The sequence below is a fragment of the Ruegeria sp. CG3 genome, from assembly GCF_056537205.1.
Genome location: NZ_JBQFRC010000002.1, coordinates 162,744 through 175,852, shown reverse-complemented (window position 1 = coordinate 175,852; position 13,109 = coordinate 162,744). Strand labels below are relative to the sequence as shown.

Annotated in this window: 16 protein-coding genes; 10 read left to right on the top strand and 6 right to left on the bottom strand. The window is 63.6% G+C overall.

Annotation, left to right across the window (positions count from 1 at the left end; genetic code table 11):
• The first annotated feature begins 19 nt into the window (after positions 1-19).
• Positions 20-340, top strand: coding sequence for a YciI family protein (locus ACR0NB_RS11425; protein WP_170419976.1), 321 nt, complete (start codon positions 20-22; stop codon positions 338-340).
• Between the two features lie 3 nt (positions 341-343).
• On the opposite strand, the gene ACR0NB_RS11420 is transcribed toward ACR0NB_RS11425, so the two are convergent.
• Complete coding sequence (locus ACR0NB_RS11420) at positions 344-1,342, bottom strand: asparaginase (protein ID WP_480775725.1); 999 nt, start codon at positions 1,340-1,342, stop codon at positions 344-346.
• Positions 1,343-1,521: 179 nt separating this feature from the next.
• Between ACR0NB_RS11420 and ACR0NB_RS11415 the strand changes: the two genes are divergently transcribed.
• The 5 genes from ACR0NB_RS11415 (at position 1,522) to ACR0NB_RS11395 (ending at position 4,963) form a co-directional block, all read left to right on the top strand.
• A complete protein-coding gene (locus ACR0NB_RS11415) occupies positions 1,522-2,055 on the top strand; it encodes an invasion associated locus B family protein (RefSeq protein WP_170342134.1) in 534 nt (177 codons plus the stop codon).
• 161 nt (positions 2,056-2,216) lie between these two features.
• The gene (locus tag ACR0NB_RS11410) at positions 2,217-2,384 is read left to right on the top strand and encodes a hypothetical protein (RefSeq protein ID WP_170342136.1); all 168 of its coding nucleotides are present in this window, start codon (positions 2,217-2,219) and stop codon (positions 2,382-2,384) included.
• Positions 2,385-2,471: 87 nt separating this feature from the next.
• Entirely contained in the window at positions 2,472-2,849 is a 378-nt protein-coding gene (locus tag ACR0NB_RS11405) for a lysozyme inhibitor LprI family protein (RefSeq protein WP_170360710.1), read from the top strand.
• 89 nt (positions 2,850-2,938) lie between these two features.
• Positions 2,939-4,126 (top strand): dual-specificity RNA methyltransferase RlmN, encoded by a 1,188-nt coding sequence (gene rlmN, locus ACR0NB_RS11400; RefSeq protein WP_170360712.1) that lies wholly within the window; start codon positions 2,939-2,941, stop codon positions 4,124-4,126.
• A gap of 216 nt (positions 4,127-4,342) precedes the next feature.
• Complete coding sequence (locus ACR0NB_RS11395) at positions 4,343-4,963, top strand: cytochrome P460 family protein (protein WP_480775724.1); 621 nt, start codon at positions 4,343-4,345, stop codon at positions 4,961-4,963.
• Here ACR0NB_RS11395 and ACR0NB_RS11390 read toward each other — a convergent pair.
• The 3 genes from ACR0NB_RS11390 to ACR0NB_RS11380 all read right to left on the bottom strand — a co-directional run bounded on the left by ACR0NB_RS11390 (position 4,945) and on the right by ACR0NB_RS11380 (position 7,979).
• Complete coding sequence (locus ACR0NB_RS11390; RefSeq protein ID WP_480775723.1) at positions 4,945-6,624, bottom strand: U32 family peptidase; 1,680 nt, start codon at positions 6,622-6,624, stop codon at positions 4,945-4,947. The genes ACR0NB_RS11395 and ACR0NB_RS11390 overlap by 19 nt on opposite strands.
• An 84-nt stretch (positions 6,625-6,708) precedes the next feature.
• Positions 6,709-7,053 (bottom strand): hypothetical protein, encoded by a 345-nt coding sequence (locus ACR0NB_RS11385; RefSeq protein ID WP_170341224.1) that lies wholly within the window; start codon positions 7,051-7,053, stop codon positions 6,709-6,711.
• Positions 7,050-7,979, bottom strand: a complete 930-nt coding sequence (locus ACR0NB_RS11380; protein ID WP_170439826.1) for a DnaJ C-terminal domain-containing protein — start codon at positions 7,977-7,979, stop codon at positions 7,050-7,052. The genes ACR0NB_RS11385 and ACR0NB_RS11380 overlap by 4 nt, the downstream gene beginning before the upstream one ends.
• Before the next feature lie 179 nt (positions 7,980-8,158).
• Between ACR0NB_RS11380 and ACR0NB_RS11375 the strand changes: the two genes are divergently transcribed.
• Positions 8,159-8,542, top strand: a complete 384-nt coding sequence (locus ACR0NB_RS11375; RefSeq protein ID WP_480775722.1) for a hypothetical protein — start codon at positions 8,159-8,161, stop codon at positions 8,540-8,542.
• A gap of 3 nt (positions 8,543-8,545) precedes the next feature.
• Here the strand turns inward: ACR0NB_RS11375 and ACR0NB_RS11370 are convergent, their stop codons facing one another.
• Both ACR0NB_RS11370 and ACR0NB_RS11365 read right to left on the bottom strand, forming a co-directional pair.
• Positions 8,546-9,652 carry a cystathionine gamma-lyase gene (locus tag ACR0NB_RS11370; RefSeq protein WP_480775721.1) on the bottom strand — a complete coding sequence of 369 codons (1,107 nt, stop codon included), beginning with the start codon at positions 9,650-9,652 and terminating at the stop codon, positions 8,546-8,548.
• Positions 9,653-9,655: 3 nt separating this feature from the next.
• A complete protein-coding gene (locus tag ACR0NB_RS11365) occupies positions 9,656-10,498 on the bottom strand; it encodes an LOG family protein (RefSeq protein WP_093964208.1) in 843 nt (280 codons plus the stop codon).
• 79 nt (positions 10,499-10,577) lie between these two features.
• Between ACR0NB_RS11365 and ACR0NB_RS11360 the strand changes: the two genes are divergently transcribed.
• The 3 genes from ACR0NB_RS11360 (at position 10,578) to dapD (ending at position 13,087) form a co-directional block, all read left to right on the top strand.
• A complete protein-coding gene (locus tag ACR0NB_RS11360) occupies positions 10,578-11,495 on the top strand; it encodes a threonine/serine dehydratase (protein WP_170369158.1) in 918 nt (305 codons plus the stop codon).
• Between the two features lie 45 nt (positions 11,496-11,540).
• Positions 11,541-12,140, top strand: a complete 600-nt coding sequence (locus tag ACR0NB_RS11355; protein WP_480775720.1) for a GntR family transcriptional regulator — start codon at positions 11,541-11,543, stop codon at positions 12,138-12,140.
• A gap of 119 nt (positions 12,141-12,259) precedes the next feature.
• The gene (dapD, locus tag ACR0NB_RS11350; protein ID WP_149775516.1) at positions 12,260-13,087 is read left to right on the top strand and encodes a 2,3,4,5-tetrahydropyridine-2,6-dicarboxylate N-succinyltransferase; all 828 of its coding nucleotides are present in this window, start codon (positions 12,260-12,262) and stop codon (positions 13,085-13,087) included.
• Positions 13,088-13,109 lie beyond the last annotated feature (22 nt).

Here is a 13,109-nt window from a genome sequence, read left to right as displayed (position 1 = left end):
CCAAAAGGGAGACCAGAAAATGCCTCAGTACCTGTTTGTCTATCACGGCGGCACCACGCCGACCGACCCGGCCGAGATCGAAGCCACCATGGCCGCCTGGGGCGCGTGGTTCCAGAACATGGGGCCGGCGCTGGAAATCCCCGGCAACCCGGTGGGCCAGTCCCATACCGTCAGCGCCGATGGCGTGGCCGGCAATGGCGGGCCGAACCCGGCCTCGGGCTTTACAGTGGTTAAGGCCGACAGCGTCGAAGCCGCCACCGAGATGGCCAAGGGCTGCCCCATGGTAGTCAACGGCTCGGGCTCGGTCGAGGTGGCCGAGATCCACGAGATCGAGATGTGACCCTCAGCCGGGGAAACCCGGCGCGGGGCGGATCACGCCGCATTCCAGCCCGCGGCGGCTGTATTGCGTGGCGTTCATGAATTTGCGCGTGGCCGGGTGATCGGCCTCGAGCACGCCGAGGCTGACGAGAATGGCGGCGATGGCACACTCGCTGGCGCGGGTGGCGCCATCGGTGATCTTCAGCGCCACGCCCATCTTCTTTTCCGGGATGATCGCGACGAACACGGCCTCGGCCCCGGTCTTGATCGCGGCACGGCCTTTCATCGCGCGCATCAGTTCGGTGCAGGCACGGGTTTCGCCGGCCACCAGCTCGGGGTGGGCGACCATCGCCCGGGTCAATTGCAGGGCCGCGTCGCTGGCCCGATCCGACCGGTCGCTGGCCGAGGCAAACCACGCCATCGACCGCGCCAGCCCCACCAGAGAAGTGGCGAAATTGGGCGCCGAGCAGCCGTCGATACCATAGCACGGGCTGTCCTCGCCCGTGGTCTCTTCGAAGGCCGACAGGCAGGCCTGCTGCACGGGGTGGTCGATCTCGATATATTCCGGGCCTGCACCCATGTGCCGGGCCAGGGTCAGGAACCCGCAATGCTTGCCCGAGCAGTTGTTGTGGATCTGGCAGGGCGTGTCGTCGGCCAGGATCAGGCCGTCGCGCGCGGCCATGTCGGCCGGCTCCTGCGGGCCGCAGCGCAGATCGGGCTCGGACAGGCCCAGGTGATCCAGCCAGGCGGTCACGCGTTCGGTATGGATCGCCGCGCCGTTGTGCGAGGCGCAGGCCAGCGCCAGATGCTTGGAGCCGAGCCCGTATTTGGCCGCCGCGCCGGAGGTGACCAGCGGCAGCGCCTGGATCATCTTGGCCGACGACCGCGGATAGATCACCGCGTTCGGATCGCCCCAGCTGTGCACGATCTGACCGCTGTCGTCGCAGATCACCGCATGGCCCAGATGAAGGCTCTCCAACAGCGGTCCGCGCCACAGTTCGGTCATCGGTACTGGCTGCGTCATGTCGTCCCTCCGGAATGTGCGCAAAATTCTGCCAATCGCCCTTTCGCCTGTGGCGAAACCTGCGTTAGTGTGTGTATGTCGGCAATCATCCGGATGCGCAACTGCAACAGACGGACCGTCAGGGTTCGCGGCCTTCCGGGATGGAGTTGAGGTGTGGGTCGAGCCAGGAGGCTGAACGAATGAAAACAATGCTCGCCCGCGTATGCGCGGGCCTTTGTGTGGCAGGGATGGCCACGACAGCGATCGCCCAGCAGGCGACCAGTACGAACCGTGTGTCCGCTCAGACTGATTGGAGCGTGTTCGTCGAAGACGATCCGACCGAGTGCTGGAGCGTATCCGCCCCCAAGGAGACCGTGAATACCCGCGGTGGCCGTGTGGTATCGGTGCGTCGCAGCGACATTTTGCTGTTCGTGTTCTATCGCCCCAACGCCGAGGTCAAAGGTCAGGTGACATTCACCGGAGGCTACCCATTCGCCCCCGGGTCCACGGTGAATCTGGAAATCGACGGGTCCGAGTTCGAACTGTTCACCGAGGGCGAGTGGGCGTGGCCCGCCAGCGCCGCGGATGATGCCAAGATCGTCACGGCGATGAAGCGCGGGACCGAGGCCGTGTTGACCGCACGGTCCGAACGCGGGACCCAGACCAAGGACACGTTCTCGTTGCTGGGCTTTACCGCAGCCATCGAAGACGCCGAGAAGCGCTGCACCAAGTAACTGCCCAACCCGTCCAGATCTCATGCCCCGCCAAAATGGCGGGGTTTTGCGTTTTTGTGCATCCGTTTACGCAACGTCGGTATCAAAACTTGATCCGCATCAAGGTTGACGGACTCGATTTCTGAACCAATCGGTTCAGACAACGAAGAAGGAGTCCAGACATGTCGACCAAACCCCTTATTGCGGTTCTGATTGTTGCAGCGGCAACTCTGAGCGCGTGCGAGAAATCCACCGAAACCTATCCGGTCACGGGCGAGCAATGCGGCCCGAATGATCCGGTCAAGACACTGGATGCCGAGGACTGCTACATCCCGCCAGCCGGGGTGTGATCGCTCGCTGCACCTAAAACGTGCCCAAGCCTGACCACTGTGCTAAGCTCTGTCTGAAACCATGGGTAGACAGGCGAGGAGACGGACATGCGTTGGGTTTGGGCAGCAATTCTTCTTCCGGTATCGGCATTTGCAGACCCGGCGCTGGAATGTACCGATGCCGGATCTCAGGTCGAGATCGGGACATGCGTCGGTCGGGCCGAGACCAATGTCGAGGCCGCTTTGGTCGCGGCGTTTGGGTTCGCAGTCGATGCGGCGAAGGAACTGGACGAAGTGACGGGTCGGGCTGTTGCTTTGCCAGCCCTTGAAACTTCTCAAGAGGCTTGGAAGACTTTTCGCGATGCGCAGTGCGAAGCAGTTGGCGCGTCTTTTGGTGGTGGATCCGGAACGGGCATTGCGATCACCTCGTGCCGGGTCGAGTTGGGGCGGGCCCGTGTCACCGAACTGTTGCGGTTCCTCGACTGACATTCCGACAGGTTCTCACGAATCCTTTTGATCTTTGCCGGCGTTCCTATATAGAGGCGCATCCCAAGCCAGAACGCCCGAGAACCGCCATGTCCGCCAAAGCGCCGATCACCCAGGATGTCATGACCATTCCCCGCAAATTGCCCGAGGGAAAGATCAACCTAGTCGGTTTGACCCGCGACCGGCTGCGCGAGGTTCTGATCGAACATGGCACGCCTGAAAAGCAGGCCAAGATGCGGGTGAACCAGATCTGGCAGTGGATCTATCAATGGGGCGTGCGCGACTTCGACCAGATGACCAATCTGGCCAAGGCCTATCGCGCGCAGCTGGCCGAGAATTTCGTGATCGAAATCCCCGAGGTGGTCACCCGCCAGGTCTCGGAAGATGGTACCCGCAAGTACCTGGTGCGCATCGCCGGTGGGCACGAGGTCGAGGTCGTCTACATCCCCGAAGAGGATCGCGGCACGCTGTGCATCTCGTCGCAGGTGGGCTGCACGCTGACCTGTTCGTTCTGCCACACCGGAACGCAGAAGCTGGTGCGCAACCTGACTGCGGCCGAGATCATCGGTCAGGTGATGATGGCGCGTGACGATCTGGACGAATGGCCCACCCCGGGCGCGCCCAAGAACGAGACGCGCCTGCTCTCCAACATCGTGCTGATGGGCATGGGCGAGCCGCTCTACAATTTCGAAAACGTCCGCGACGCGATGAAGATCGCGATGGATCCCGAGGGCATTTCGCTGTCGCGCCGGCGGATCACTCTGTCGACGTCGGGCGTGGTGCCCGAAATCGCGCGCACGGCGGAAGAGATCGGCTGCCTGCTGGCGATCTCGTTCCACGCCACCACGGACGAGGTGCGCGACGTTCTGGTGCCGATCAACAAGCGTTGGAACATCGAGGAACTGCTGCAGGCGCTGGCCAGCTATCCCAACGCGTCGAATTCCGAGCGGATCACCTTTGAATACGTGATGCTGGACGGCGTGAACGACAGCGACGAGGACGCGCATCGCCTGATCGACCACATCAAACGCCACAACATTCCGGCCAAGATCAACCTGATCCCGTTCAACGAGTGGCCCGGCGCGCCCTACAAGCGCAGCTCGAACAACCGGATCCGGGCCTTTGCCAACATCATCTATCAGGCCGGGTACGCCTCGCCCATCCGCAAGACGCGGGGCGAGGACATCATGGCCGCCTGCGGTCAGTTGAAATCGGCCACCGAGCGCGCCCGCAAGTCGCGCCGCCAGATCGAGGCCGAGGCCGGGCTGAAAGGTTGATCCGATGCCCGCGGGTTCGCGGGCAAATGGTCTGTAATTCTACGGCTGAATTTGGTAGTCTTGAGGCATGAGAGGTGCGCGGTTGCGCGCACGTAAAATCTGCGCACAAGACGGTGAGTTGGACAGTCCGGTTCTGGTGCGTTTCGTCCAGTCCGCTCAAATTTGTCGGGGAAATCTGCGGAATTCAGGCAAGCCTGGAACAGGGTGGGCCAATACATGAACGCACTGACGAACCTGTCCACGATCTGCATGACCGCCGTATTGGTTGCATCGGGCGCAGCCATTGCATGGGCGCAATCCAACGAGACCGAGGCGCATCTGGCGATCGAGAACCCGGCGGACCTGAGCAAAGAGGACGCGCAGCAGCACTATCGCGCCCTCAGGAAACAGATGGATCGCGGCTATGCCACCGCGCATCTGGATCAACTGATGAATTATCAGAACTGGCCGTTGTTCAACGATGCGCCGTACCTGTCGGCCACGCATGGGCAGCGCTACGTCAACAGCTATGCGAACCGGATGGCCCACAATTACGGCACCTTGCAACCGGGGGAAAAGCTGCCCGTGGGCTCGGTTCTGGCCAAGGACAGCATGACCGTCACGGATGAGGGCCGGGTGCATCCCGGCGCCCTGTTCGTGATGGAGAAACTGCCGGAAGGCACCAACCCCGACACCGCCGACTGGCGCTATGTCATGGTGATGCCCGACGGGTCGCTGTTCGGTGACACGATGGGGGATCGCGCGGGGGCGGTTGCCTATTGCCATGTCTGCCACGAAGCGGTCGCCGACCGCGACTATACGTTCTTCGTGCCCGAGGATTACCGCGTCGGCAACTGATCGCGGGACGCGTCACCGGGTAGTTTCAGGGCGGCGGCCTCGCGCCGGCTGAGCTGTTCACCCTGCTTGCGTTTTGACAGAACCTCTCGCGCCAGGGCGTATTTGTCATCCTGCCAGAAGATCAGGCAGCCGTTGCACCCCTTGCCGCAGCAACCCTCGGTGCCCACGCGGTTGGTCTTGAACCGGCGCGCGGTGCCGTCCTGTCCGATCTTCTCCACCAGCTCGTCCCGGCGGCGGGCGTAGGCGGCGGGATTGTCGCGCCCCGAGGTTTCCAGGCCCTGCACCAGCTTGTCAAAGCGGATGCGGCTCCAGTGTTCGTCGGTCAGGGCGCGCTCCTTGCGCAGCACCGAATATACCGGGAAACGGGCGCGCAGGTCGTCGGGGTCTTCGTGATCGAACAGGGAAAACGGCAGGCGGATCACGGTTTTCGTGCTGCCATGCACCACGTCCAGCTTGGCGCCGTCGCTGGCGCGTTCAAATTCGTAGACGCGCAGCAGGACCGTCTCGCGCGAGATGGGCGAGACGAAATCCAGCACGTCGCCGGGTTCAAGCTTGTTCTTCACTTCGACCAGGAAGGCATCCTCGGTCACGTCGGTCACCAGTCCGGCATATTCCCATTGGGCGATGGTCGCGGTGTGTTCGTAATCATGGGCGTAATTGGTCAGCCGCCCTTCGTGAAAGGCCAGCGTGTAGCCGCGGTTTCCCACGGTCTCCAACTCGCGCATGTAAGGCTTCGGGTCCCAGTTCTCGGGGTCGGCATAATAATCGTCGATGGCCATGCGATAGGCGCGCGCGACGATGGCGGCATAATATTCCGACTTGCCGCGCCCCTCGACCTTGAGGCTGTCGACGCCGATCTTCAGGTATTCGTCCAGCTTGGGCATGATGCACAGATCGCGCGAATTGAGGATGTACGAGCCGCGATCATCCTCTTCGATCGGCATCAGTTCACCCGGGCGGCAGCCTTCTTCCAGCAGGAATTCGAACAGGTCGGCGTTTTCCTCGGTGATCCGCAGTTCCTGATGGGTGCCGTCCTTCAGCCGCAGCTTCAGCGCATAGTTCCAGCGGCAGGAATTGGCGCAGTTGCCCTGGTTGGCGCCGCGTTCCGCCATGAAGTTCGACAGCAGGCAGCGGCCCGAATAGGTCATGCACATGGCGCCGTGCACGAAAGCCTCGAGCCGGATGTCGGGGCATTTCTCGCGGATCTCGACCAGTTCGGGGTACGAGACCTCGCGCGCCAGCACCACCAGTTCGGCGCCCTGATCCTGCCAGAACTTCACCGACAGCCACGAACAGATATTGGCCTGGGTCGAGATATGCAGCGGCAGTTCGGGCGCGCGGTCGCGCACGTACTGGAACACGCCGGGGTCGGCAATGATCAACCCGTCGGGTCGCACCTTGCGGACGGTGTCGATGTATTCGTCCAGCTTTGGGATGTCCTTGTTGTGCGAGAACAGGTTCAGCGTCAGATAGGCGCGACGGCCATGCGCGTGGCAGAACTCGACCCCTTCGATCACCTCGTCCAGCGAAAACTCGGACTTGGTGCGCAGGGACATGTCGGGCGTGCCAAGATACACCGCATCCGCCCCGTACAGGATGGCCAGTTTCAGCTTGCGCAGATTGCCCGCAGGCATCAGCAGTTCCGACTTGGTCCGTGTCATCGCAGCACCCGGTTCTGAATCGATGGCGCCTTCTAAGGCAAAACCACCGAGTTCAGAAGGGCAAACCTGCCTTGCAGACAGGTCCTAGCCGCGGCGGAACCGCGCTGTTCCGATCCGTTCGACCAGCTGGCTGCGCACCGGGTCGGGTTGGGCGTCGATGGCGCGCAGCACCTCGCGCAGTTCTGCCCGCAGGCCGTGCATCTGGTCGATCAGCGACAGCACCATCGACAGGGCGTCGGGCTCCATCTCGTACTGGTCGTCCAACTCGCAGGCCAGTTGCAGGCGGGCCATGTCGAGCCGCTCATAGACCAGCCCCTGGTCGGACTGGCGCGGGATCACGATCCGGGCGGACAGGAACCGGGACAACCGCTCTGATGTCAGGTTCTGGACGGCTTCGATCAGTTCGGCTTCGGTCAGAGAACGGGTCATGCCGGCATTCCTTTCCGCGGGTCATAGCTGTGCGACTTGCGCCAATTCTGCATGAACTGCTTCAGTTCGTCGTCGATCTTGTCGGGCATCACCACGCTCAGCTCGATCAACTGGTCGCCGCGCTTGTCCGAGCCGCGTTTCCTGACGCCCTTGCCCCGCAGGCGCAGGGTCTTGCCGCTGCTGGTGCCCTCGGGCACGGTCACGTTCACGCGGCCGTCGATCGTGGGCGCGGGGACCTTGCCGCCCAGAACGGCCTCGTCGATGGTGATCGGCAGGGTGATGCGGATGTCGTCGCCCTCGCGCTTGAACACCGGGTGTTCGGCCACGCGGATCGTGACCAGCGCGTCGCCCGGCGGCCCCTCGCCATAGCCCGGCGCGCCCTTGCCACGCAGGCGGATGGTCTGGCCGTCGGTGATGCCGGCGGGGATCTTCACCTCGATCCGGTCGCCACTGGGCAGGGTCAGCTTTTGCGTGGCGCCAAAGACGGCATCCAGGAAGCTGATCTGCAGGCTGTAGTTCACGTTGTGACCGGGCGCATGAAACTCGCGCGCACGCCCCCCGTTGAAGCCTCCGTTGCCACGGTTGCCGAAGAACTGGGCAAAGATGTCGGACATGTCGTCGTCCTCGACCCCGCCGCCCGCGCGATAAGGGTTGCCCGCGGTTTCCGCATATTCACGGTAATATTGCTGCTGCGGGCGCTCCTGGCCCGAGGCGTCGATCTCGCCCCGGTCGAACTTTGCCCGGGTTTCGGGATCCTTCAGCAGGTCATAGGCTGCGGCGGCGGCCTTGAACTTGGCCTCGGCCTTGGCGTCCCCGGGCTTGAGGTCCGGGTGGCAGTCCTTGGCGATGCGCCGGTAGGCTTTCTTGATTTCGGCGGCACTGGCGTCTTTCGAGACGCCCAACACCGAATATGGATTGTCGCTCATATATCTCTCGTTTCTGATGGGTTGCGCCAGTGGATGTTGTTGGCAGTTAACCTTTCAGATTGTGTCGTGTCATGGAATTTCAACAGGACCGAATACCGAGGAGGTTGAATTTTCTCGAAAAATTCCGGCATCCTGATAGTATCCGCATGTTTCGAACTGTTGCGGATGGAGTCAAACGCATGTCACGCAGAATCAAGTCGGCCCTGGCCCTGTTGGCGGGCAATGCCATCGGTCTGTTGTTGGCCAGCCTGTTGCTGACCGGCTTTTCGATCAAGCCGGTGTCCTTCATCGTGGTGGTGATCGTGTTCACCCTGGTTCAGGTCGTGGCCGAGCCATTGATCCTGAAGATCGGGGAAAAGAACGTGCCGGCGCTGAAGGGCGGCATCGCGCTGGTGGTCACCTTCGTGGGCCTGTTGATCACCGATCTGGTCGCCGCAGGGCTGACCGTGGGCGGTATCTCGAACCTGCTGGCGGCGACGCTTCTGGTGTGGCTGGGCGCCTTGATCGCCGGGGTTCTGCTGCCGATCTACGTCTTCACCGAACTGCGCGATCCCAAGAAATAAGGCTCAGGCCAGCGCATTTAGGCTGTCGTTCAGAGCCTGCCACAGCTCGTCCACTGGTTCACACCCGACCGACAGGCGCACGAAACCGGGATCGACCTGATCCCCCCAGCGCGCGCGCCGCTCGGCCGAGCTGTGCACGCCACCAAAGGACGTGGCCGGGCGCAACAGCGGGCAGCCATTGATGAACCGTTCGGCCTGGTCTTCCGAGGCCAGCGTGATCGTCAGCAGAAAGCCGAACCGCGCAGTCTGTTTGCGAGCCAGATCGTGCGACGGGTCCGACGGCAGGCCGGGATAGCGGATCTGCGTGACCGCCGGATGATCGGCCAGCCGTTCGGCCAGAACCTGCGCCGAGCTGCTCATGCGGTCGAACCGGACGTCCAGCGTCTCCAGCCCGCGATGCAGTAGCCAGGCCTCATGCGGGCCGGGGATCGCGCCCGAGACGCGACGCCATTCCTCGACCCGTTCCATGATCTGGGCATCGCGGCTGGCCACGTGGCCCATCAGCAGGTCGGAATGCCCGCCCATCGCCTTGGTGTCCGAGGCGACGACGATGTCGATGCCCAGGTCCAGCGGGCGCTGTCCCAGCGGGGTCAGCGTCGTGTTGTCGGCGATGGTGATGCCACCCGCGGCGCGCACGTCGCGGGCCACCTGCGCCAGGTCGATCATGTCGAGCCCGGGGTTGGAGGGGCTTTCGACGAAGACCACGTCGAACCCGTCGAACCCGCCCTGCGCAAATGCGGTCGTTGGGCGCTCTTCGACCGACACGCCCAGCGGGGCGAGGAACCGGTCGGCCAGCAGGCGGGTGACATAATACCCGTCCGACGGGATCAGGATGCGCGACCCCGCGCGCACGGTCGCGAACAACGCCGCCGAAATTGCACCCATGCCGGACGGAAAAATCAGGCAGGGTGCGTCTTCGAGATGCGCCAGCACATGCTCGACCTGTGTCCAGGTCGGGTTGTCCACCCGGCCATAGGTCGGGTGACCGTCCGGCGCGCCGGGCAGGTGGAACATGCTGCTTTGGGTCAGCGGCAAGGCCACCGGTTCGCCTTTGCTCAGGGCATTGCCGCGCAGATGCAGCATCTCACCTGTCTTGGGGGTGCGCGCCATCGCTCAGCGCCCCGGAATGTCGTCGCGCGGCGGGGCGGGTTCCCAGCGCTCGATGATATCGACCGCCTCCTGCGCGGTATCGACAAAGCGGAACAGGTCCAGATCCTCTTCGGAAATGGTCCCGGCATCGGCCAGCGCTTCCCAATTGATCACCCGCTCCCAGAACTCGCGCCCGAACAGCAGGAACGGCACGCGCTCCATCCGGCCGGTCTGGATCAGGGTGAGGGACTCGAACAACTCATCCATCGTGCCGAACCCGCCGGGGAAGATGGTGATCGCACGGGCGCGCATCAGGAAATGCATCTTGCGTATGGCGAAATAGTGGAAATTGAAGCTCAGCTCAGGGGTGACATAGGCATTGGGCGCCTGCTCGTGCGGCAGCACGATGTTCAGCCCGATCGAGCAGCCACCGGCATCCTTGGCGCCGCGATTTCCGGCCTCCATCACGCCGGGGCCACCGCCGGTGACAATGACGTTCTCGCGGCACCCGCTTTGCTTGGATTTCTCGGTCATCAGCCGGGCGAATTCGCGCGCCTCGTCATAGTATTGCGACAGACCGGCCAGCGTGGCCGTCCGGGCGCTGTCCTTTTTGGCCGGTTCCGGGATTCGCGCGCCACCGAACATCACGATGGTCGACGTGATCTGGCGTTCGGCCATGATCATTTCGGGCTTCAGCAGTTCCAGTTGCAGACGCACGGGCCGCAGTTCCTCGCGGCACAGGAAATCGTCATCGGCAAAGGCCAGCCGGTACGAGGGCGAGCGTGTCTGCGGCGTGTCGGGGACTTCGCTTGCGGTCGAGCGGTCGGTATGCGCATCGCGGAAAGGGCTGAGGCGGTCTTCTCTCATTGCTGGGGGTTCCCTGCTTGCGTGTTTTTCAAACAGCTATAGGGTTCGCGGGCAGAGTGCCAGTCACGGAAAGACGAGAATGGATTGGAAGACTGAAATTTCGGCCGCAGCCGAACGCATCAATGGCCACGCGCAGGTGACACCGGTCATGACAAGCGACGCGCTGGGACTGGCGCAGCCGGTCGAGATGAAGCTGGAGCATTTCCAGCACACCGGCAGTTTCAAGGCGCGCGGGGCGTTCAACACGTTGCTCAGCCTCGATGTGCCGGCGGCAGGGGTCGTGGCCGCCTCGGGCGGGAATCACGGTGCGGCTGCGGCCTATGCTGCGCGGGCGCTGGGCCATCCGGCCAAGATCTTCGTGCCCGAGATGGCCGGCCCGTCCAAAATCGCCCTGATCGAACGGATCGGCGCGGATCTGAGCGTGGTGCCGGGTGAATACGCAAACGCCCTGGCGATGGCGCGTGAACACGAAGATCGAACAGGTGCGATGCAGATCCATGCCTATGATGCGCCGGCCACCGTGGCCGGGCAGGGCACCTGTTTTGCCGAATGGGACAGCCAAGGCCTGCAAGCCGATACCGTATTGGTGGCGGTGGGCGGCGGCGGGCTGATCGCGGGGGCGCTGGCCTGGTTTCAGGGCGCGCGCAAGGTCGTTGCGGTCGAGCCGGAAACGTCATGTGCCTTGAACGCGGCGTTGCAGGCCGGAGCGCCCGTGGATGTGTCCGTTTCCGGCATAGCCGCCAACGCGCTGGGTGCGCGGCGGATCGGCGACATCTGTTTCGGGCTGGCGCAGGGGATGACGTCGGTGCTGGTCAGCGATGACGCGATCGCCGAGGCGCAACAGCGCCTGTGGCAGGCGCATCGCATTCTGGTCGAGCCGGCGGGCGCGACGGCCCTGGCGGCCTTGACCTCGGGCGTCTACACGCCGGAACCGGGCGAACGGGTCGCGGTTCTGGTCTGCGGGGGCAATATCGCACCTGACCCTCTGACCGCCTGAATTTGCGCCTTGAGGCCCGAGCCTTGGGATTATAGATAAAATCCCATGACCGCCACGATCGCAGATTCCATCTATGACCGGCTCAGCCAGCGCATCATTACGGGCGAGCTGCCCGCGGGTGAGAAACTGCGGCAGGACCATATCGCGCGGGCGTTCGACACCAGCCATGTCCCGGTGCGCGAGGCGCTGTTGCGGCTTCAGGCGCATGGCCTGGCCCACAGCGAACCACGGCGCGGCATGCGCGTCACCGCGTTGGACCCGGCCGAGGTGCGCGAGGTGATCGAGATGCGCGTGGCCCTGGAATCGCTGGCCCTGCAACATGCGATCCAGAATTTGACACCGGCGGATCTCAAGGCGGCCGACAAGGCCCGCATCGCCTGCGACGAGCCGCAGGACATGCCCACATGGGAAACCCGGAACCGCGCCTTTCATCGGGCGATCCTGACACCCTGCGCGCGGCCGCGCCTGCTGCATACGATCGACGATCTGCATATCGCCAGCGCCCGCCATCTGTTCGCCCATTGGCGTCACCGCTGGGTCCAGCGGAAAGACACCGACCACGCCGCCATCGTGCAGGCGATGAAGCGCCGCGATACCGCCACGGCCACAGCGATTCTGGTGCGCCATATCCGCCGCGCCAGCTGAGACCGACGGGTTTTCGCGCCGGGTGGCCGCAAACGGCTCCGCCAACGTCGCATTGCGCATTGGCCCCGGCTTTCATATAGGCAACACCAACCAAACGAGAGTCAGCACGGAGTTACCCCATGTCCAACGCCCAACTGGAAACCGCCATCGAGGCCGCATGGGAGGCCCGCGACACGATCACGCCCGCCACCACCGGTGAACAGCGCGAAGCGATCGAGGACACGCTGAACGCGCTGGACAGCGGCACGCTGCGGGTCGCCGAGAAGCAGGCCGATGGCAGCTGGCATGTGAACCAGTGGGCCAAGAAGGCGGTTCTGCTGGGCTTTCGCATCAAGGACATGGAAATTCAGTCCGGCGGCCCGCAGGGCGGCGGCTGGTGGGACAAGGTCGACAGCAAATTCGCCGGCTGGGGTGAAAACCAGTGGCGCGCGGCCGGTTTCCGCGCGGTGCCCAACTGCGTGGTTCGCAAGTCGGCCTATATCGCGCCGGGCGTGGTACTGATGCCGTCTTTCGTGAACCTCGGCGCTTATGTGGACGAAGGCACCATGGTCGATACCTGGGCCACCGTCGGGTCCTGCGCGCAGATCGGCAAGAACGTGCACCTGTCGGGCGGCGTCGGCATCGGCGGCGTGCTGGAACCCATGCAGGCCGGCCCGACCATCATCGAGGACAACTGCTTTATCGGGGCGCGGTCCGAGGTGGTCGAGGGCTGCATCATCCGCGAGGGCTCGGTTCTGGGCATGGGCGTCTATATCGGCCAGTCCACCAAGATCGTCGACCGCGAGTCGGGCGAGGTGTTCTATGGCGAGGTGCCGCCCTATTCGGTGGTGGTGTCCGGTTCGATGCCGTCAAAGAACGGGATCAACCTGTACTGTGCGGTGATCGTGAAGCGGGTGGATGAAAAGACCCGCTCGAAGACCGGGATCAACGAGCTGCTGCGCGATTGATCGCAGGCATTGTTCAAAGTTC

Excerpts from the sequence above, each read along its gene's own strand:
- ACR0NB_RS11425 (WP_170419976.1), top strand. The coding sequence starts at position 20 with ATGCCTCAGTACCTGTTTGTCTATCACGGCGGCACCACGCCGACCGAC.
- ACR0NB_RS11420 (WP_480775725.1), bottom strand. The coding sequence starts at position 1,342 with ATGACGCAGCCAGTACCGATGACCGAACTGTGGCGCGGACCGCTGTTG.
- ACR0NB_RS11415 (WP_170342134.1), top strand. The coding sequence starts at position 1,522 with ATGAAAACAATGCTCGCCCGCGTATGCGCGGGCCTTTGTGTGGCAGGG.
- ACR0NB_RS11410 (WP_170342136.1), top strand. The coding sequence starts at position 2,217 with ATGTCGACCAAACCCCTTATTGCGGTTCTGATTGTTGCAGCGGCAACT.
- ACR0NB_RS11405 (WP_170360710.1), top strand. The coding sequence starts at position 2,472 with ATGCGTTGGGTTTGGGCAGCAATTCTTCTTCCGGTATCGGCATTTGCA.
- rlmN (WP_170360712.1), top strand. The coding sequence starts at position 2,939 with ATGTCCGCCAAAGCGCCGATCACCCAGGATGTCATGACCATTCCCCGC.
- ACR0NB_RS11395 (WP_480775724.1), top strand. The coding sequence starts at position 4,343 with ATGAACGCACTGACGAACCTGTCCACGATCTGCATGACCGCCGTATTG.
- ACR0NB_RS11390 (WP_480775723.1), bottom strand. The coding sequence starts at position 6,624 with ATGACACGGACCAAGTCGGAACTGCTGATGCCTGCGGGCAATCTGCGC.
- ACR0NB_RS11385 (WP_170341224.1), bottom strand. The coding sequence starts at position 7,053 with ATGACCCGTTCTCTGACCGAAGCCGAACTGATCGAAGCCGTCCAGAAC.
- ACR0NB_RS11380 (WP_170439826.1), bottom strand. The coding sequence starts at position 7,979 with ATGAGCGACAATCCATATTCGGTGTTGGGCGTCTCGAAAGACGCCAGT.
- ACR0NB_RS11375 (WP_480775722.1), top strand. The coding sequence starts at position 8,159 with ATGTCACGCAGAATCAAGTCGGCCCTGGCCCTGTTGGCGGGCAATGCC.
- ACR0NB_RS11370 (WP_480775721.1), bottom strand. The coding sequence starts at position 9,652 with ATGGCGCGCACCCCCAAGACAGGTGAGATGCTGCATCTGCGCGGCAAT.
- ACR0NB_RS11365 (WP_093964208.1), bottom strand. The coding sequence starts at position 10,498 with ATGAGAGAAGACCGCCTCAGCCCTTTCCGCGATGCGCATACCGACCGC.
- ACR0NB_RS11360 (WP_170369158.1), top strand. The coding sequence starts at position 10,578 with ATGGATTGGAAGACTGAAATTTCGGCCGCAGCCGAACGCATCAATGGC.
- ACR0NB_RS11355 (WP_480775720.1), top strand. The coding sequence starts at position 11,541 with ATGACCGCCACGATCGCAGATTCCATCTATGACCGGCTCAGCCAGCGC.
- dapD (WP_149775516.1), top strand. The coding sequence starts at position 12,260 with ATGTCCAACGCCCAACTGGAAACCGCCATCGAGGCCGCATGGGAGGCC.